This window comes from Chryseotalea sp. WA131a (assembly GCA_025370075.1).
Lineage (GTDB): Bacteria > Bacteroidota > Bacteroidia > Cytophagales > Cyclobacteriaceae > ELB16-189.
Genome location: CP073016.1, coordinates 3,347,285 through 3,368,360, shown reverse-complemented (window position 1 = coordinate 3,368,360; position 21,076 = coordinate 3,347,285). Strand labels below are relative to the sequence as shown.

Annotated in this window: 15 protein-coding genes; all 15 read right to left on the bottom strand. The window is 41.1% G+C overall.

Translation table 11 applies throughout. The features are described 5' to 3' along the window. Positions 1 to 62 precede the first annotated feature (62 nt). On the bottom strand, positions 63 to 956 hold the full coding sequence (locus KA713_15480; protein ID UXE65852.1) for a helix-turn-helix domain-containing protein: 894 nt from the start codon (positions 954 to 956) through the stop codon (positions 63 to 65). A 27-nt stretch (positions 957 to 983) separates the two neighbouring features. Then, complete coding sequence (locus KA713_15475) at positions 984 to 2,939, bottom strand: tetratricopeptide repeat protein (GenBank protein ID UXE65851.1); 1,956 nt, start codon at positions 2,937 to 2,939, stop codon at positions 984 to 986. Positions 2,940 to 3,191: 252 nt separating this feature from the next. Beyond that, entirely contained in the window at positions 3,192 to 4,814 is a 1,623-nt protein-coding gene (locus tag KA713_15470; GenBank protein UXE65850.1) for an Ig-like domain-containing protein, read from the bottom strand. Further along, the gene (locus tag KA713_15465; GenBank protein ID UXE65849.1) at positions 4,811 to 5,701 is read right to left on the bottom strand and encodes a methyltransferase domain-containing protein; all 891 of its coding nucleotides are present in this window, start codon (positions 5,699 to 5,701) and stop codon (positions 4,811 to 4,813) included. The genes KA713_15470 and KA713_15465 overlap by 4 nt, the downstream gene beginning before the upstream one ends. Before the next feature lie 80 nt (positions 5,702 to 5,781). After that, complete coding sequence (gene mnmG, locus KA713_15460; protein ID UXE65848.1) at positions 5,782 to 7,644, bottom strand: tRNA uridine-5-carboxymethylaminomethyl(34) synthesis enzyme MnmG; 1,863 nt, start codon at positions 7,642 to 7,644, stop codon at positions 5,782 to 5,784. Between the two features lie 169 nt (positions 7,645 to 7,813). Then, a complete protein-coding gene (gene ybeY / locus KA713_15455) occupies positions 7,814 to 8,233 on the bottom strand; it encodes an rRNA maturation RNase YbeY (protein ID UXE65847.1) in 420 nt (139 codons plus the stop codon). 42 nt (positions 8,234 to 8,275) lie between these two features. Next, entirely contained in the window at positions 8,276 to 8,680 is a 405-nt protein-coding gene (locus KA713_15450) for an ATP-binding protein (GenBank protein ID UXE65846.1), read from the bottom strand. A gap of 52 nt (positions 8,681 to 8,732) precedes the next feature. After that, complete coding sequence (locus KA713_15445; protein ID UXE65845.1) at positions 8,733 to 12,215, bottom strand: hypothetical protein; 3,483 nt, start codon at positions 12,213 to 12,215, stop codon at positions 8,733 to 8,735. A gap of 128 nt (positions 12,216 to 12,343) precedes the next feature. Further along, positions 12,344 to 12,844 (bottom strand): hypothetical protein, encoded by a 501-nt coding sequence (locus tag KA713_15440; protein UXE65844.1) that lies wholly within the window; start codon positions 12,842 to 12,844, stop codon positions 12,344 to 12,346. 1 nt (position 12,845) lies between these two features. Next, the gene (locus KA713_15435) at positions 12,846 to 14,144 is read right to left on the bottom strand and encodes an amidohydrolase (GenBank protein ID UXE65843.1); all 1,299 of its coding nucleotides are present in this window, start codon (positions 14,142 to 14,144) and stop codon (positions 12,846 to 12,848) included. Positions 14,145 to 14,272: 128 nt separating this feature from the next. After that, positions 14,273 to 15,511 carry a carboxypeptidase-like regulatory domain-containing protein gene (locus tag KA713_15430; protein UXE65842.1) on the bottom strand — a complete coding sequence of 413 codons (1,239 nt, stop codon included), beginning with the start codon at positions 15,509 to 15,511 and terminating at the stop codon, positions 14,273 to 14,275. An 11-nt stretch (positions 15,512 to 15,522) separates the two neighbouring features. Beyond that, positions 15,523 to 16,785, bottom strand: a complete 1,263-nt coding sequence (locus KA713_15425) for a carboxypeptidase-like regulatory domain-containing protein (GenBank protein ID UXE65841.1) — start codon at positions 16,783 to 16,785, stop codon at positions 15,523 to 15,525. Between the two features lie 26 nt (positions 16,786 to 16,811). After that, complete coding sequence (locus KA713_15420; GenBank protein UXE65840.1) at positions 16,812 to 18,044, bottom strand: SUMF1/EgtB/PvdO family nonheme iron enzyme; 1,233 nt, start codon at positions 18,042 to 18,044, stop codon at positions 16,812 to 16,814. Positions 18,045 to 18,056: 12 nt separating this feature from the next. Then, positions 18,057 to 20,651, bottom strand: a complete 2,595-nt coding sequence (locus KA713_15415) for an ABC transporter permease (protein UXE65839.1) — start codon at positions 20,649 to 20,651, stop codon at positions 18,057 to 18,059. A gap of 71 nt (positions 20,652 to 20,722) precedes the next feature. Next, positions 20,723 to 21,061: a PadR family transcriptional regulator gene (locus KA713_15410; protein ID UXE65838.1), complete on the bottom strand. Its 339-nt coding sequence runs from the start codon at positions 21,059 to 21,061 to the stop codon at positions 20,723 to 20,725. Positions 21,062 to 21,076 lie beyond the last annotated feature (15 nt).

Below are 21,076 nucleotides of genomic sequence, written 5' to 3'. Positions count from 1 at the left end.
CTGAATTCGTTTAAATTTGAAAAACAAAATTATGGCAGGACTAAAATACCACGCTTGGACTTTTAAGACGTTTTCATGTATTTTTCGACAACTAAACCCTTAAATTCAGTTGGAGATTGTTTTGTTTCTCTCTTGAAAAAGCGAGAAAAATAGGCGGCATCTTCAAATCCCAACTCATGTCCAATTTGCATAATGTTTAGATGCGTGCAAGTTAGCAACCGCTTTGCCTCAAGGGTTACCCTATTCCTGATTATTTGGGTGGCTGATTGATTTGTAAAACTGCGTATCAATCGCGTGAATTGTTTACTCGAAAGGCACAGTCTGGATGCATAATCGTTAATTGATAATTGGTTTTTGAAATTGACCTCCAGTAACTCTACAAAGCTTTTGTAGACTTTGACTTCATGGTTAGTACCCACTTTTGGGTTTTTAACAGTCGCTATTCGCTGAATTTCTGTTAAGGCCAAAAAGAGCAAAGACTGCAGTACTTTGGGGTTAGGCTCTAACCTTTTGTACTCATTAAAAAGTAAATTGAAGTATGTATGAATCGGCTCAGCATCTTTTTTGGTCAATTCAATGCATGGATTAAAATATACATTGTCAAGAAACACTAATTCAAACAAGAAATTTTTATCGATGTTTTTCATCAAGAAAAACTCTTCTGTGAACATTAACCGATAACCTTTCATTGCCGATCTATCGGACTTACCCCATAGATGGAGTTGCCCTTGCGACACAAAGAAAAGGCTGTTTGCTTGAATGTGGTACTCTCTGTAGTCAATATTATGGTGTGCCTTACCTTGGGTAATCAAAAACACCTCATAGAAAAGATGCTTGTGAGGACTCTTGATTTTTGCCGGAAGCTCGGGCATCTCATCCAATCGGTTAATATGAAAATGCCGTTTGCCATCATTCTGAAATTCTAAAAAATCAAGTATTTCATAGGATTCAAACATTTAGGCTTTTTTTGAAGTACGTGCTTTTTAATTCACTTCTTTACCCTCCGCAAAATCGCCTCTCAAGATCCGGTACCTTTTCCTCGCCTCGGCCGCATATACGCTTCCGGGGTACAGATCCAAAAAGGCACGGTACAATTCTTTTGCTTTTTCCTTTTGACTTAATCTGTTCTCGTAAATATCGGCTTGCATAAAAGCAGCATCATCGGCCAACACATCTTCGCCATACTGTTGAATAATTTTTTCCAAATAGGTCAACGCATTTTCAAATTTTCCCTGCTTTGCGTTCAAATTTGCTTCCAACCAAAATACATCATCTTGAATAGCATTGTTAACATAGTTGGCCGGAAGGGTAACCCAAATGTATTCGCCCTCTGTCTCCACCAATGTGTTCACATCTATGAAGCCGTATAAAAAAGCCTCCGCTTGTTTCATCAACACTTTGTTGTTTTCAAAGTAGCCAAGTTGTTTGGTTGCCCTGGCCGTTTGGTTTTGGTAAAGCAATAGTTCGATGTGGGCCAGTTGCCGCAACGAAAAACCCGTAGTGTCAAATGCGGTATTTTCTTTTATGCGCATGCTTAAGTCCATGGCGTCATTCGCAATTTCCCGCGTAGTGGCTTGCTTTAGAATGTCCAGGTGTTCCTGGGCCAATTTAAAGTCGCCTTTGTAGTAAGAAAGTTTTGCATTGCGCAATTTCGCCTCGTAGCCAAGGGGTGTTTCGCGTTGCGATTTCTCTACCTGTGAATACAACAAGGTGGATTCCCAAGGTTCGCCTTTTAATAAATAGATATCGCCCAAATCTATTTTCGATTGGTTGCGCAGCGAAGTGGGTGTTTTCGGGTCAGCAATTAATTTATTGATCTGCACCGTGGCGGAGTCTGGTTGACTGAGGTAATGTGCATACAACATCGCTTGGTTTAGTCGCGCTTCGTAGGCACTTGGGTGTGTTGGGTAGCGTGTGCAAAACTTGGTGTACTCGTCAATTAAATATTTTACGGAATCGGTATTGACGGAGTAATTTTTTTTCACTTTTGCCTCGCGGGCTTTTATCAAACCAAGCTGTGCCGGCAAATAATTTTCGGTGTTGGCAAATTCCTTTAGCACGTATGCAAAAGCTTTATCGGCATTCACAAAGTCTTGGTTGTTGAGTGCGATTTGTGCAATCTCCAGTGTCTTTGATTGGTCTTTACGAAAACGTTTATCATAGGCACGCGCTTGCACAAATGCTCCATAGAAATTTTTTTGTTGCAATTGCGTCCAAATCAACAAATCAATAAGTACTTCTGATGCAGGATTCGTTTGAACCCGGTCTGTCAACAATCTTTCAAGGCTTTCGAGTTCTTCGGGCTTGGTCAATAAAATTTGGAGCAGGTTTTTTACATAGCCAATATTAGCCGGAGTTTGGGTTACGTACTCCAGATATTCTTCCACCATCTCATCGCGCTTGCCTTGCATTCGGTAGAGATTGGCCATCTCCAAAAAAAATATGGAGGGGTTTTTAGATGACTCACGGGCGCACTTGAGGGAGTAAATGCCGTAGTCGATGAGGTTTCGAGAAGCGAGGTAATCGGCAACTGTTTTGGCACGATACACATCATCGGCCTGTGTCTTAATAATCGATTTTAAATATTTATCGGCCTTGGCCACATCGCCCGCGCGAAAATAAATAAGACCCAGATCCAATTTGTAAGTAATACGGTTGTCTCTGCGAATGAGCTTTTCAACATAATCTTCGGCTTGTTTAAAATTTCCAACATCGAGCAGCAAGCTAAGATAATTACTGTGAATGGCCGAACTATTTTGTGGGTCTTTTGCCAATGCCTGAAAAGCAGACAGCGCTTTTGTTTTGTCGCCTTTTAAATAGTATTCGTTGGCAATTTGTATCTCCTGCTGATTTTGTGCGGGACAGAGATTCACACATATCAATACCAGTAGTATGTATTTATATATTATATTAAAAGATATGTAGTAGTAATTATCCATGTTGGATTGTGGATGGATGCTTTTATGGATTAGTTGTGTATAAATTTATTTTCCTTTCTCTTGATATGCTCTAAATTTAGTCAATTAACTAAAATTTGTGGAATGTGGATAAGGTTATCTACAGTTGTTGCCTGTTCGTGAGTTGTTCATATCTTGGAGTTGTACCCATTTGGATCGTGATGAATGCTAAAATTGTGTCTATGTGTGGATGCTTCTCACGTTATCAACATCAATTGTTCAAAACTTTTCTTATTAAAATTTAATATTTAGTGGGCCAACTTCCCAATTCGCTCGAACTGGTGTGCTGTATTTTTTGTCAATCGTTTTGTAGAGAAATACTGGTTCTGCTTCAACTTTCTTTTCAAAGTTTCCAATATCCCATTTTCTGTTATTGTTGGTATCGATGATCACGCGGATTTTGTACTCATCAGGGACTAGGTTTTTGAAGACGTGATTTTTCGGATTTTTTAATTTTTTAATGACAGTTCCCTTCGAGTTCATTAATTCGAGTATATAGTTAGGGATTGAAGTGGACACTTTTATGGATAATGCACCCATTTCATCTTCTTTTAAAATCTTAATGTTGGATACGACTGATTTAGACGTATCCCCCTCTATGGAAATAAAGCTACCTTTTCCTGCTATAAATATGGGTTGTGGTGCTTTGCTTTTTTCGTCTTTCGAAGTAAGTGGCGTAAATGTTTTGGTGATTTTTATCTTATGTTTCACAGGGTCTATACTAATATCTTTTTTATCTATCGCTACAAACTGCGTAGTATCCAATTGGATGAATAAGCTGTCCAGGGTAAATCCATCAAGTGGTTTGCTGAAGGTTCCTTCAATTGTTGCTTGTTGTTCTTCAATATTGTATACCGGCTCGTTTAATTGGATCGTAAACTTCTCTTTAGGTAATTTTGTGTTGTTTATTTTGATGTAGCTTACTGTGTCGAGCTTATTACCTACGCTATCCATGGCAACGATCTTTATTTGAACCGAGTCTTTTTTAGGTGGGTTGAAAATCAGGATTTCTTCTTGCGTGTTAGCGTATTGGTAGGTCAGTTCGTAATCTTTTGCAGTTACGTTTATACTGTCGATGGCTTTGTTAAATTTTATTTTTGATTGCCTATCTGTGTTTCGGATACTCGTTATTTTCAGGGGTCGTGCATCGACTCGAGTAAGCCAAATTTTTATACTGTCTTGTTTCTTTTCATCCAAAAGTATTTGCTGTGTTTGAAATCCAAACTTTTCTGATTTACTGTCGACTTTCAGATTTCGACTTTTGTCTTCAAATGCATAGATGTAGTATTTGCCCGCTTTCAAATTCGTGATGCTAAATCTTCCTTTGGCATCTGTTCTTGTAAAATAGACGGGCGTATGATTGAAGATATTGAATGTATCTTGCTGATAGAGTGCCACGGTGATTTTTTCCGGTATTTGCTCTTTGAACAACTCGTTTACCGAACCGAAGATTTGTAAGGAATCAATTTCTGGACCAGTGCTAAAGGCCAACCGAAGGTTGTATGCGGGATTTCCCTCGTTCAAGTCTTGCACCGCATCTCGAAAGTTAATAGTGTAGGTCGTACTGTCTTCAAGCGGCTTTTCGGGGGTGATGAGTACTTTGTTTTTCTTTGCTACGATTTTAGATTTTTTACCCAATGAAGGTGTTATCAGTACTTCTTCATTTGCGTTTTTAAGCTTGACAAGTTCGTCAAAGGATAACTCAAAGGTTTTTGCCTTAAAGTTTTTCTCATTGTTTTTTGGAGTGGACTCCAATAGAACAGGTGGCTTTTTGTCTTGTGGCCCGCCCGTAGGTGAAGTTTGGTTGGCGCACCTGATTAGCAACAGAATCGCGATTATTGAAATCAAATTTCTCATGCGTGCTTCGCAATATAGACGAGACTTGAGTAATTGTTGTGGACCTTCGCGGCTCTATTTGACTTTACTCCCTGTACAAAAGCGGTCAAGCCGTTACTTAATTTGGATGCTTGTGGATTTTGATATGCCTCGCTTAGTAAGCTTACGTAGAAGGCATCCAGTTTCATCGGCTTTATTTCAATCATTTGTAATCCTACTTTTTCAAACAACCGGTTCATTGTGTCTTTTGAAAAGTGCCATAAGTGACGGGGAACATCGTAACCCGCCCAAAACCTTTTGTAGTGTTTTGCATCGGGCGATTGATGATTGGGTACAGCAATAAAAATAGTGCCATCCTTTTTAAGTAGGGCGACTATTTTTCTTAAATCCGATTCTAATTCATGGAGGTGTTCAAGAACGTGCCATAGCGTAATGGCATCAAATCGTTCATTGTCTACTTCATTGAGATTGGATGCTACTGGTTTGCCAATGTTTTGGCCTGCCTTCACTCTGGCGTTTTCGGATGGCTCAACCCCAGTTATGTTCCATTTTCTTCTCTGGCAGTGAGCTAAGAATTCACCTGTGCCGCAGCCGAAATCTAAAAGGTTGCCACTTTTTTGATACTTGTTTAAGAGTTCAAACTTCCATTTCAATGTGAAATTTCTGGCGGTGAGATAAACTTTGTCAAATATGGTTTTACCTCCACCGGTGTGGGAAATGTACTTATCAGATAGGTAGTATTTTCCTATTTCTGTGGCAGAGGGACGTGGGTTGGTAAGAGTGAATTCACAGTTGATGCACTTTACAATAGTGAAGGTTTCTTTGCTTGAGGTATAGTCTTTTGCTTCCAAAAACTTTTCAAGTGAAGTTGAATTGCACAGTGGACAAATGGAAATTGTTTCAACCATTCGGAATTCTCAACTAAATAGTTTTGGTGTGCTGCAATGCTGCCTATTGCTTACTGTCAAGTGCCTATTTTCCTCTATCATCATTTTCCCATATAAACTGTAAGCACTGATACATCCGCAGGCGACACTCCACTGATGCGAGAAAGCTGACCAATCGTTTCTGGCTTTATCTTTTTCAATTTCTCTTTTGCCTCTGATGACAATGCTTTCACTCTATCGTAATCAAAGTCTGGTCTGATTTTGTAATCGTCTAAACTCAAGATTTTTTCAGCTAGCTTTTGCTCTCGCTCAATGTAGCTTTCGTATTTCGTTGCAATTTCCACTTGCTGCAAAACCTCCTCGCTATACTTGCTTAACTTTTCCTTTAGCGTGTGATCAAGGCATTTTAGTTCGGCCATTCCCACGTGAGGTCGTTTCAATAGATTTTCAACGGGTACTTTTTCTGAAATGGTAGCGGTGTCCAATTCCAGCAGCTGAGCATTTACTACCTCTGGTTCAGCTCGAAGTTCCCTCAGTTCTTTCCGCAAATTAGTAATGGCATTTTTCTTGTCGAGCAATTTCTCTAATCGCTCATCAGTGGCTAAACCAAGCTTATGTCCTGTCTCCGTCAATCGCAAGTCAGCATTGTCTTGTCTGAGCAGAATCCGGTACTCAGCGCGCGAAGTAAACATGCGATAAGGTTCTTGTGTGCCTTTGTTCACCAGGTCGTCAATCAGCACACCAATATAGGCCTCGGACCGTTTAAGAATGAGTGGTTCCTTGTCGTTTACTTTATTATGCGCGTTAATGCCTGCCATTAGGCCCTGACAGGCTGCTTCTTCATACCCGGTTGTGCCGTTGATTTGACCTGCAAAATACAGATTATCAATTAGTTGAGTCTCTAAACTCATCTTCAATTGAGTGGGAGGAAAGTAATCATACTCAATGGCATAGCCTGGCCGGAACATCTTGGCGTTTTCAAATCCAGGGATCTTGGTGATGGCAGAATATTGGATGTCTTCTGGCAGAGAAGTAGAGAATCCGTTCACATAGATTTCAACTGTCTTCCACCCTTCTGGCTCTACAAATATTTGGTGTCGATCACGCTCAGCAAACCGATTGATTTTATCTTCAATGGAAGGACAATAGCGAGGTCCAAGTCCTTTTATGCGCCCTTGAAACATTGGAGACCGGTCAAAGCCTTTTTCGAGTTCTTTGTGCACTGACTCATTGGTGTACGTAATCCAACAGCTCAACTGTTTCTTCAAAGGCTCGGTATCGGTGTAAGAGAATTTGCTTGGGTTTTCATCACCCTTTTGTTCCTCCATTTTGGAATAATCAAGTGAGCGGCCGTCAATGCGTGGTGGTGTGCCTGTCTTCATCCTACCAGATTCAAATCCCAGTTCTACCAGGTGTTCGGTGATTCCCATCGCAGCCTTTTCAGCTGCTCGGCCTCCACCAAAGTTCTTTTCACCTATGTGTATTTTGCCATTCAAGAATGTGCCGTTGGTTAGAACAACCGCTTTCGCTGAAATCTCAATTCCTAAGGCGGTCTTTACCCCTACCACTCTATTTCCTTTTACTACTATTCCCGTGGCCATCTCTTGCCAGAAATCTACGTTTGGTGTGCTTTCGAGCATTAACCGCCATTCTTCTGCAAAACGCATTCTATCGTTTTGACTTCTGGGGCTCCACATGGCTGGACCTTTTGATAGGTTCAGCATCCTGAATTGTAGCATCGACTTATCAGACACAATTCCAGAATAGCCTCCCAGTGCATCTATTTCTCTAACGATTTGCCCTTTAGCCACCCCGCCCATAGCTGGGTTGCACGACATCTGGGCGATGGTGTTCATGTTCATGGTAATCAAAAGTACTTTTGACCCCATGTTGGCAGCCGCTGCAGCTGCCTCACATCCGGCATGACCGGCCCCAATTACTATGACATTGTATTCTTTGAACATTGTGTTCTTACTCGTATTTACTTAGCTACAGGCTGTTCTGACCAATTGAAAGTTTCTAAATGAACATGTTCCACGTGAAACAAATTCGAGATTAATCATTTCAGGCCCCGCTCAAAAAAACTTACGGCTTCAAGCCCTGCCTACAAACCCAATATGTTCCACGTGAAACTTATTTGCGCAAAGATAGGCAAGCTTCTTCTTTTTTGCGCATCAGGGCTTTTTCGGCTGTCTTCTTGTCTTTGTAGCCTGCAAGGTGCAGAACCCCATGAATCATTACTAGATGAAGTTCATCCTGAAAGTCGGTTTTGAATTTTGCGGCATTGTCAGCTACCCGGTCGATGCTGATGTAGATTTCCCCACTCAGTTCCTTTTTGCCTTCCGAGTAATCAAACGTGATGATATCCGTAAGGGTGTTATGCTTTAGAAATTGCTGGTTGAGGGAAAGTAGATAATCATCGGAACAGAACACATAGGTTAAATCACCAATCTCTTTTTTCTCCGCTTTAGCAACCAATGCAATCCAGATAGAGGACTTACGAGGGTTTTTGATTTTAAAATCAATTTGCTCATAGAAGTAGTGGATAGGCATATTCTATTCAATTGACAATCCGCTGGTCAACTGTCAATTTTTTTAGGCATTCATATAAAAGCTCAATTCTACAACCTTGCCATTCTCTGCAAACTCGACTTCATCGGCTAGGTGCTTCATCAGAAAGATGCCGCGGCCACCTGGTTTCTCTAGGTTTTCGGCTGAGGTTGGGTCTGGAAGATTCTGATAGTCAAAACCTGCGCCTTCATCTTCAACCCTAAATTTTATAAGCCCATCCGCCAATGCAAGCGATAACGATACATTTTTAGACGAGTCGCTACGGCTGCCATGTTTTATGGCGTTATTCACTGCTTCGGTTACGGCAATCATGATGTTGCCATAGATATCGTCATTGAGCTGATATTTCTCCTTGGCATTATCAATGAAGCTTTCAATCATCCGAATGTTTTCGGAAAGGGCGGGAATTTGAATATTGATTTTCTTCATGAATCTTTTCTGCCTTACTGTTTTTGGTTTTATGACTTCATCCCCAGCACGTTTATTCCTTTGTACCTAACCGTTTAAAATATTCACTTACCTCTTTCTTATAGTAAGGAAATAATTTAGGAGGCACGGTTTTCAACAATTCTACTTCTTTTTCTTTTAATCTTAAATACTCTTCAAAATTACGGGGAAGTTCTTTCGCATAGTCTTTGGCCGTTTCTCCTTTTCGCTCTTGGTCTTGGTTCTGTTCACGCATTGATTTCTCAGCTTCTAACAACCGCGTGATAATTTCGTTTTGCCTGCGGATGGTTTGCTCCGTAATCTGTTTGTTAACTAAATCCATCTCGGTTTGTTCCATCTTGCCCTGTAAATCTCCACCGGGGATTTTTCCTCCCTCCTTTTTCAATTTCTCCTGCATTTCCTGTAATGATCTGCGAATGCGCTCTTGCTCGGCTGCCATCTTGGCTAAATCTTCTGACAACTCACGACCCTGCTTGCCCCCTTTTTTGATTTGCTCGATTTGCTGATTGAGTTGCTGCTGCATCTGCGATAAGCTTTTGCCGCCTTTCTTCTTTCCCTTTCCAGGTTTGGCATTGGCCATGGCATTCATCATCATATCATAATGACTGTTGAGCATTAGTGCCAAGTTGTTGATGCTCGTCATGCTGAATTGCATCTCGGAGCTAGCGTTTGACTTACGCCTTTCCTTCACTTGCAAGGCAGCTTTATCCAAATGGTCGTTTAATTCAGAAACCTCTTTGGTGACCACTGAGCCTAGGAATGGGTCTTTCTTAGCAAGAGCTAACAAACTGTCTTCCAGCACTTTAGAGTCATCTTTTATCTTTAATTGGTTCTGCGAAAGCTGCACATATTTGGGATCGGATTGCTGCACCTGATTGAAATCTTTCATCAGCCCCTCTTGGTCGTAAGAAAGCTTGATAAGCCCATGGAGGATTTGGCGCAGACTCTCTAAGTTGGCCATGTCCATTTCCATCTCCATGGAGTTTTGCATGCTATTCATTTGTTGCTGCATCTGCTTCATTTGCTGGATGGATTTCTTTTGTGAGTCCATTGATTTCTTCGGCTTGTTTTGATCGAGTGATTCTTTGCTGTTTTGCTGCTCTTGTTGAAGAGGGCTGAATTTTTCATCGCCAGGCAAGTCTTGGGGCTGGTCGAGCTTTTCACCCATTTCTTCCAACTCTTTCATTTCTTGTTTCAGTTTTTCGGTTTGCTTATTGATTTCTTCTTGCTTTTGCGAAAGGTCGTTGGCATTGGTTTTTTCTGATTTTTGATTTTCTTGCTGGTCGCCCGCTTTATCTTTTAAGTCTTTGTCTTGGCTATCGCCACTCTCGTCTTTACCATCTTTTTGTTTTCCGTCTTTATCCTTTCCCTCGTTTCCTTTCTCACCTTCTTTCGATGGGTTTTTGTCTTTTGATGGGTCGTTGTTTTTGTCTCCGTCTTTTTCTTTATCGTCTTTGGATTTTTCTCCCGCTAATTCTTTAGTGTCTTCCAAAAGTTTCTCTTGCTGTTTGATTTGCTCTTTCAGCGATTCGATACTTTGTTCAAACTTGTAATCGTATTGCAGTTGCTTAAACAACTCTAATGTGCGCTCAAGCTCTTTCTCCAGATTAATTTCCTTACGATTCATTTTATCCAACACCTTTTGCATTTGTGATGGGTCGGCATTTTCGCGCAGTAGTTTTTCTAATTCTTGAAAGAGTTTTTTGGTTTCTTCATCGAGCAAATCGTTCATCAATTTTTGTATTTGCTCTGATTTTTCTTTCAGGCGTTCGCTCTCTTCGGTGAAGGCTTCTTTCTTTTGCTCGAGCAACTGGTTTTCCTTTTTCAGGTCGTTGATGGCGTTGTCCAGTTTTTGTTTTTGTTGCACCAGGTCTTCCAGCATTTTTTTGTCCTGCCAATCTAAATTTTGCTTTCCGCGAAGGCGTTGTTGTGCTTCATCGATGGATTCTTTCAGCTCTTTGGCTTGCGTCAGGCTTTCGTCAATTTTAGATTCGGTCTTCTGTTGCGATTTCGAAATCTGCGTAACCAACTCCTCATTCCCCGGAAGGGAAAATATATAATTGCCAGAGCGTGTAGACTTTCTTCCATTCACACCATCGTTGTCCCACACCTGCAAATAGTAACTCACTTTATCGCCTGGCTTTAGTTGTAGCGAATCAACTGCCCACTGATAGAAATAGTTTTGTTGCTGATTGCGCGAAGCAAGTTGAATGGCGATTGCTTTTTCTGCGCCTTCGCGATTGCCTCGTGTAATTTGGTATTTTAGTTTTAGCTCGGTGATACCGTAATCGTCCGTTAATTGACCGCCCAACAAAATATTTTTGAAAAGTATAGAATCGCGCAAGTTGTCCACCGTGATTTGTGGAAACAGGTCTTTCACCACGGCTATCGAATACGAAATCGGTTCTTTGTTTTTGCTCTTCTCGTTCTCTAACACCAACGAATATTGGTCGGGGTCTTTTATGTTTTTTGAAAACCCAAACGAATTATTGTCTGTCAGTTGCATGTTGTTAGGTGTGCCATCGCTAAAACTGATTTGTGCTTTGGTGGCATACTGGGTGCCGATTTTCCAAGTGATTTTGGTTCCCTCGGGCACTTCTAAATTACCAGCGTTGCTCAGCTGCTCGGCTTTGCGTTGCAGATAAGCCGGATACTGAAGGCTTACGTTAATTTGGTTTACCTCTGGTCGATTGATGATTGAAATTGTCACGGGCTTTGAAAAAAAGCCAGACGCCTCAAATTGAAGATTTACTTGGCTTTGCAACCGCTCAAACGTATATGAAAAATGACCAGCGCTTATGCTCTCCATTTTTCTGCGCTGGGTGCCGTTGTTGATATAAACCGCGTCTGGCAGCGCTTCACCATCCAACGAAAGCTGCAAGGTAAAATCTTCATTGAAGAAAGCGGCTAACGAGGGATTTTCCACCATAAACTTGAAAGGTGCCTCAGGCGAAAATTCTTGATTGAACTGAACAATGCGTTGTGTGCTTTGCGTAAAAATGCCCTTGTTGATGATGAACAATAGCACCATGGCTAGCGTGGGCAAGGCAAAATATTTTAGATACTTTCTGTTTTCGCCAAGGTCGATGGCGGTATCAAAAGCAATGTCTTTGAAGGAAGAAGATTTTTGGGCGATGCCTGCATCGAGCAGGGCACTTGGGTTTTGGGTGGAGGAAAGTTGAAGCACATTCAGGAGCCGGTCGCCCACGGTGGGAAAATATTTGCCAATCATTTTGGCGCTCTCTTCTTCGCCAAGGCCGCGTTTGTAAAGCCACCAGCGCAACGGCTCGCGCAAAAAGAGGTACAAACAAAACGCCACTACCAAAAAGAAGCTGACGAAAATGAATAATCGCAAGCCCTTGCCCAGCCACAGGTTGTATTCTAATACAGTGGCCAACAAGAAATAGCCGAGCACGAGCGAGAGCGTAAGGATAGAGCCTCGCAAGAACAAGTTGAGATAATACTTGCGTTTGAAGGCCGTTACTTTTTGATTGATGTGTTGAATCCCTTCGCCCATACCCTTGCTAAACGAAATCTATAGAGAGATAGTTTTAGCTAAGGTAGGGAGAGGCCAGGAGAGTAACAAAGACAAGTCCGTTTCAATGAAAGACATTTTTTCAACCCTTGCCAGCCGGTACTCTAACATCAACCAAAAAATCCAACCTTTGAAAGCAGTGATGCACAAATCAAGCATAACGACACCGTGCGCATCAGTAAAACGATAAGCGCCTTGTTACCATTGATAACAGCATAACTCACCAGTAGACTCACAACAAACAAAGTGCTACCACCTAACAATAACATCTCTTTGAAACCTTCCCATTTCTGATACCAAAACAAAATACCCACAACTGCTACCGAGCAGCTTATCCAACCGACTTTGGGGGCGATGGTAGTTACTAGTAAATCAAAAAAACCAAGCTTAGCGCTATCCTCGCTTTCAGTATTTCCAATTTCTAATGCAGGCCTTTGGGCCATTAAAAAATAAACAGTCGATAATCCACCTAAGGCTAAAATCAAAAGTTCATTTGATTGTACATCAAGCCTTTTAAGAACCAAAGCCAGTACAGCAATTGCTAAAAAAATCTTCTCGGCTAGTTCAAGTAACTTATAAAGTTTAGTTGCAAATGGTGATACTTTTGCCATATTACTTTTTATTCAAATACTCTACAGTCAAATTCAACATTGCTTTCAAGCCCGTTAACATCCCGCTTTCGTCAATGTAAAAATCAGGTGTGTGGTGTGCGGATGTTTTGTTCGGGTCTGCATTCAATGGCATGCCACCCACAAAGAAGAAGAAGCCTGGCACTTTTTGAGCATAAAACGAAAAGTCTTCTGCACCCGTTACAGCGGGGATTACTTTCGCTTTTTCTTTGCCCGTTACTCGTTCAATAAAGGGCGCTGCCCAGGCCGTGAGGTTTGGGTCGTTGTAGGTAACGGGGTACAACTTGGTGATTTGCACGTCTGCTTTTACGCCCATCCCTGTGGCGATGTTCTCTGCTATCTGTTTGATTTTGGCATGAACGAGCTCTTGCATTTTGCTATCCAGTGTGCGGATGGTGCCTTGCATTTCTACCGTTTCCGGGATGATGTTGCTGCGCACACCACCGGTGATTTTGCCAATGGTGACAACGGCCGCGGCATTGGTCAACTCTAAATTGCGACTGACAATGGTTTGCAATGCAGTGATAATTTGTGCAGAAGCTACGATGGGGTCAGCACCATTCCACGGGGCGGCTCCGTGTGTTTGGCGGCCCGTTACTTTTATATCTAAAACATCTACCGCTGCCATCTCACCTTCGGGGCGATAGGTTATCGTGCCAACGGGTGTCAATGAATTAATGTGCAAACCAATGACAGCATCTACTTTTGGATTGTCAAGTACGCCTTCTTTTACCATCAATGCCGCACCGCCTTCTTCACCTGTGGGCGCACCTTCTTCAGCTGGTTGAAACAGAAACACAATCGTTCCTTTCAAATCACTTTTGTTTTTCACCAAAATTTCGGCCGCGCCCATCAAAATAGCGATGTGTGTATCGTGCCCACACGCGTGCATCACGCCCACTTCTTGGCCCTGGTATTCTCCTTTTGCATTGGAGGCAAAAGGCAAAGAATTTCGTTCAACAACGGGTAGTCCATCAATATCGGCACGCAGCGCCAATACTGGTCCTGGTTTACCCGTTCGTAAAATTCCCACCGCTCCTGTTTTGGCCACGGGGTATTTTACTTCTAGCCCCAACGACTTTAAATGTTCTGCAATCTTTGCCCCCGTCTTAAACTCGCGATTGGAGAGCTCTGGATTTTGATGAAAATGCCTGCGCCATTCTATCACTTTGGCTTCCATTTCCTTTGCTTGCTGGTCGAGCTTGGTTAATAGTTTTGGATTGGCTTGCGAAAAGGCTTGAATACAAATCAGATAGAGAACAGGCAATAGAAGTTGACGCATGATGGATTGAATTTAGGTTTCGATAAAAATAAAAATTGGCGAGGGGAATACAAAATAGAATTATATAGAGAGCATTGAGCCACGGATGCACGGATGAGCAAGGATTTAGGCATTTCAAATCCGAGTTTCTATTTTTTCCTTTTGCTATTGACCTTTTGGTCAAAGTATTGGATTATCTCTTTATCGAGCGGGTTTTCTTTAATCACATTATAATTTTCCCAGAACGCTGCATTGTATCCTTTCGCTTGCAGCGCCAACGAAACATCTTTGGACTTTTTGGAAATCAACGACTTCCGTTTTTCATCTACGTTTGTTGTGATTACGTTGTTGACCAAAACTTCTCGAAAATAATCTTCAGTTCGAATTACTTTCTTTTTGGTCGTATCTAAATTTTTGATTGTGTATTTTATTTTGGCGTAACTGAGACAGGGTGCACCTTGATAGCGCTTAAAAATGTATGTCTCGATCAAACTTTCAGTATACCATTCACCTAAGGAATAATCAATTTCTTTTTTGATTCCGTACAACTCATATCGTAAGATGGCATGATCCAATTCGCTGATGTAAACTTTGTAAAACGCTGGAAATTTCATTTTGTTAGTGGCTTCTATTTTTACAATCGATAAATTTTCACCGTTGAGTGCGGTAGAGCCTTCCCATTCGTAAATAAGAGTATTGGGCATATCCAAAAAACTTTTCAGAAAAATGAATGGGGACGCGTGGTTATGTTTCACTAGATTTTTTGCCAACAAATCACTCAAGCCATTCCCGCGACCATAATTCCAGCCATCCATTATTTCGCTTCTCCTTATTTCGTTAATGTATGTTTCCTCTTTTGCTTTTCCTACTTTCTTTTGCCCATAACCAGGATCGTAAATCGTTACGGCCGCTTCGATGAGCGTTCCTGGGTAACGGATGCTATCTGTGAAATCTATTTTCTCCCAACTTCGGTGAAAGCCTTCCATCAAGTAAGGCATCGTAGGATACACAAGTGGAATTGCCTTCAATGCCTCTTCTACTAGTTTTCTTGCACCTTCGCTTGATACCGTAATCTCATTTAACAAGATGGGCGATTCCTCAAGGGTAAAAATTGTTATTTGTTGAAGATTGGAAATTTTATCTTTGAAAGTCTTATAGCCGATGTAGGAAACAATCAACGTATCATTGGCCAAATTGGTCGGCACAAAAAATATAAATTCTCCCAGTTCATTTGACACCGTGCCCAAAGAAGAATTTTGGATGCTGATGTTGGCGTAGGGGAGTGGTTCTTTTGATTTTTGATCGAGTACTCTTCCCTTTAATGAACTATCCTGGCAGTTAGTGGGGAAAGCAATAGACATAAAGCCAATTATCGAAAATAGTTTCATGACGAATCTCATTACTTAGTTGGCTTAGGGCCATTTTTAGCAAACTGTTCTTCTATGGAAATATCTTTGTGCAAATCTTTGACCACGCCATTGGCATAAGGAATTTGCCTAGCCATTTCATATTTTTTCCAAAACTCAGAATCATAGCTACTGTGCGGAATCCCATAATTGAGATTGCTGAAATTTGATTTTACTTTTGATTTTTCCTTTTGTGCAAGAAGGCGAATGTTTTGAATGATTGCTTCTGAGTTTTCCTCTTGATAAATTTTTTTCCCTTCCGGATCTGTCCAATTGAAAGCAGCATTCACGTTGAGATAATACATAAACATTTTGCCTTCAAATTCTTTGAAAACAAACCGGCATACGTAATCCGTCATTTTGATCTTTAATTTTCCGGGGATCCCTGTAGGTTTACCGTACTGAATTTTACTCTTTCCGCTAAAATCCATTTGAACAAAAGCGAAATCTTTCTCTCTTATGTAAAAGCGAATATCGAAAAGAAATTCCTTAATTGAATCCTTGACACGTGCATCAACGACATAGACGGCTTGGTTATCCAAATAAAGAATGGAATCCAACTCATACGTATAAATCGATTTTGAGAAATTCTTAATCAACAAGTCTTTGTTGCGCGAATGATTTTCTCCTGTAAAAATGAATTGAGGTTTAAAAAAACCAATTAGCCATTGGGTTCGGCTATCTCTGTAATCGTTACTTTTTCTGATCTGCAAATACTCGATATCAACCGAACCACGTTTGGAACTATTGTAGCCATGATCCAGTCCACGCAAACAACACTCCCAAAGCTTAGCATATTTTCCATCCTCTTTTTGAGTTTGTCGATAGAAGCTGTCGAACTCGTAATTTGACACATGAAAGTTTTTGTTCCACTTGTCAAGTGCCTTCTTTACAAGGTCTGTAGGATTAGGGCCCACTATTGTTAATTCTTTCAGTTGGTAGATTCGCTCCGTAAGTTTCATCGTATGGTATGTTTGCTTTCGCAAATCGTCAATAACAAAACCAACTGATTGATAGCCTAAAGCACTTATCAAAAGTGAGTCGTTAGCGTATTTTTTGGCAAGTGAAAATTCAAATTGTCCACTTTCGTTGGATGCCACACCCATGGCTGTTCCTTTGATGAAGATGGAAGCCCAAGGAATCACTTCATTGGATTTAGAATTCCGCAGCTCGCCTTTGAATAAGAAATAATCCTCTTGGCCAAAAAGATTTATTGCGATAAACAATAAGGCAATTACTGAAATTGATCTTTTCATAAAATTTGTATGAATTTTTAGGAACACTATTTCTCAATCACCTCCATAAAAACCCTGAACCCAACTGCACCGCTTTGCCCTTTGTAATCATCTACGCTTCTTATGGTTGATTCGTTGGGAAAATGATTCCAGCTTCCTCCATAAGCCTTTCCCTTTTCATCAATCATTTCTGCCACATTGCCAACCACGTCAAAAAACCCCATGCCATTCGGGAAATAGGATCCTGTCTTACCAGTAATCGCATAACCATCACCAGCCGCAGGTAAGGCTTGGCAGAGTGGAGCTCCAGATGGTATCTTAAAATTGCCAAGCCAACAATTTCTATTGTTCTGTGCTTTGTTGCGATACTCGTAAACCCCATACCAGGGATAAAGTATATCACTTCCTTTTACAGGTATCATTCTTTTCTTCACGGCCACTTCCTCACCCAGATTTTTCGGAATGCCCACATCCACTTCATTCTCATCCAACTCCCATGATTGAAATTTTTTATAACCCAACGCGGCAATCTGCCATTCCTTCAACTTCGGAAGCCTGAAATTGACTTTCTTAAACTTCTTTTTTCCCTTGGTGCTATTGTACAAATCAGTGAACCATTCGCAGTAGGCGATTGCTGCTTCGTGCGAGATGTTCACGATTGGATAGTCATTATAGCTTTTATGGTACTTGTTTTCTTTTGATTCGAGTTGTTGCAAATGATAGCCTTTGAAAAAGATAAGTAGCGAGCCTTCATGCTGCGAAATATCGGGCTTGTATTTTTTGTACAAAGCCATTTGATTGGATCGAAGCAAGTAACTTAAGAATTGGTTGTACTCTTTATTCGTTACTTCCGTTTGGCAAGCGTATAGATTTCCCTTTACTAACTTCATGGCTGCCTCTAGTTTCTTGATCTCGAATCGGTACAACTTCTTTTCAAGGATAGTTACTTCATCTAGTAGCGTAGAAGACTCCTCTAGCAAATAGGTTTTATTTGCCCGCCTAAGATTGGAAAGTCGATCTACAAAGGTTTTGTAGCCGATGTAAGAGATGAAAAACGTATCGGTTTCTGTTTTCTCTGGAAGCAGAAACTTAAAATTCCCTTCGATATCCGATGCCGTGTTGTAAGGTCGGCCTTTCAATCCAATGTTAGCGTTTACTAGTGGCTGCTGTGTTTTTGAGTCGATGACTTTTCCGCGGACGATGGTTTCTTGAGATAAAACATCGAATGCGCCAGTCAGTAGGAACGCGACTAGTGTCAAAACAATTGGTAAAGTTTTCATGTACTTATTAATTTATTCATGTTTTAAAATATCCACGGGGTTCACCATGGCATTTTTTATTCCGTGATAACTTGAAGTGATAATGGTAATGAACAATGCAATCAATCCAGGGATTATAAAATACCAAACATTTAACTCTATTCGGTAGGCAAAATTTTCTAGCCATTGGTTGGATAGATACCAGATCACTGGCCACGCGACCAAAATGGAGATGACTAAGAATTGCAAAAAGCTTTTCGTGTGAAGGAGAAACAATTGCAGCGAATTAGCACCCACTATTTTGCGAATGCCCATTTCCTTGGAGCGCAATGTGACCAAAAGCGCAGAGATGCTGAAGATACCGAGGCAAGAAATCAAGATGGAAATGACCAAGCCTACCTCAAAGATATTTTTTAGCTCGTAGTCATTTTTGTAAAGACTCAGGTATTTGGAATCAAGGTATTCCCATTCAAACGGAAGTTCTGGCCATTGTGCTTTAAATTCTTTTTCGATAGTTGAAATCAAATCCAGTGGCCGCAGAGGATTTACTTTGATATAGACAAAAAGATTTCCCCAATTTTCATCCGTAGGGAAGATAATCATTGGTTCTATTTTGCTGTGGAGCGATGCAAAATTGAAATCTTTTACTACACCAATTACTTCGCCATCAACGTAATTCTCAGGCCCGCTGATTTTTTTGCCAATGGCGTCTTTCCAACCAAATTCCTTAGCAGCAGTTTCATTGATTATAAACGACCCATGCCGATCAACCACGCTTTCATCGTTAAACCTACGCCCCTTCACTACTTTTATATTGAGGGCATTTAGATAACCATAACTGCAATTCATCATCGGCACCAACCGCTGCTCCATGCCCTTGTCAGTCTCTACTTGAAACACATATTTGGTTTCAATCGCACCGGGGTAGTAAGAGCCGCCTTCCACCTGAGCGATGCCGCTCACTTTTTTGAGTGTTTCACTGAATGCCTCCACACGCAAGGCTTCATTCGATCGCAACTTCACTACGACCATATTTTTTTCATCAAAACCTTTATCGGCATCTTGAATAAAATGAAATTGATCTACAATCAAGATGATCAATGCAATCATGATAATCGAAAATGAAAGTTGAGCGGCCACCAAGAATTTTCGGGCTGACAAATCGCTTCGTGTCGAGCTGAGTCTCCCTTTCAATGAATTAATAACGCGGCTTGTCTTTGAAAGCACCAATGAATTAACCCGCGTGGACGCGAACAGCAAAAACAGAAAGCTGATCCCTGCTAGGATAAACCCTGGGCTGAACAATATTCGCTGATCAATTCGGATGGATAAAAAATGAGCGGCAAGGATTAACCCAAAATAGCTAAGTAGTATTGACAATGGCAAGACGATGAGCATAGTAAATAGGGTTTCGGAGATCAGGATTTTTCCATGACCATTGGCCATTCCACCATACACTCTAAGGATTCCGATTTTTTTTACGTTGGTGGTAAGTTCAGCTAATGTAAGGTTAAGATAGTTGATCAGTCCCGTTATCAAAAACAAAACGACTACAGCAATCAGTATGAATAGATTGCTCTTGTTTCTTTTTTCTGCGATGTCTTCATCCAAGTTTTGTGAAAAATGAATGTCCGTGATTTTTTCAAAGATCATCTCAAAGGTTGCTTTGTATTCACGCACCACTAATTCATCAAATGTATCAAGTACATTAGGAATAATGTTTTGCACCATTTCGATGGTTGCGTTTGGCTTTAAGAGAATATAAGTGTAAGCATTTAAGTTCCCCCAATCATCGTTGCGATCAAATGTATCCCATGAAATCAGCGCATCAAATTTCAAATGTGAATTGGAAGGCACGTCCTTGATCACTGCGGCTACTTCTAGTAAAATCCCCCAACCGAACTCAATCGACTTGCCCACTGCATCTTCATCGCCAAAAAATTTGGTAGCCATTTTTTCCGTCAATACAATTTTATCAGGTTCGTTCAACGCGCTGCTTGTTCCCTGCACAAAATCAAATGAGAGGATTTTTAAAAAGTTGCTATCCGCTGCCAGCGTTACCTCATCATAAAAAATAGCGTCATCAATATGATAGATGGGCTTATCCTGATACATGAACCGAAAGTAATTTTCTATTTCAGGTATGCCTTCCACCAATGCCTGGCCCGTTGGCAATGGCGTAACGGCATAGTGAGTAACATGATCTTGAAAGTTGACTTTGGTACTGATCCGATAGATCCGATCATGGTTGACATGAAATTGATCGAATGTAAGTTCATTGACAACAAAGGCCGTCAACAGCAATGCAAACGCGAGGCAAATAGAAAGTCCAATCGTCTTCACCGCAAAGATCAGCTTGTTCTTGCGGGCATTTCGCGCAGCTATCTTAAAATTCAAATTCCACAATGCCCCCATGCTCCCAGGCACATATTCATCTCTCTTGATATTTGACCACCGAAAAAACCGCAGCACGTCCCACGCATACTTTAAATCGGCAGCTCGTTCACCTTCATTTCTCACCCGCTCAAAATACAGCTCGTGCACATCGCCCTGAATTTCCTCCAGCAAATCAGGATTGCAGTACCAACGCAAAAAGCGGTCGATCCATTTAGGGGGCTGATTGTTCATTTTATCTGCTTTTTAAATAGGTTATTCATACTTATAATTTACAACGACCTTGCCTATATCATACTTGTATTTCATATTGGTTTCAAAGAAAAATTAGGGACACGTTTATACAACTGAATCTTGAGCTTCATGGCTTCTTCCAGTGTTCTTCTTCCACTGGCCGTCAGCACAAAGTAGCGTTTTCTTCGTCCGCCTCTTTCTTGTGTGGCTCCGCCCATTTTGGACTTCAAGTAGCCCTTTCGTTCCAAGCGTTTCAGTACTTCGTGTACCGCACTGATATTTACGCTTCGTCCCGTTTCATCGATAATGTATTGCCGGATGGAGACACCATACGCTTCATCTGCCCGCGAGGCAACCGAGAGAAGGACGAGCTCTTCAAATTCGCCCAAATAATTTCCTTTGGTGGTCATAATATATGTTATACA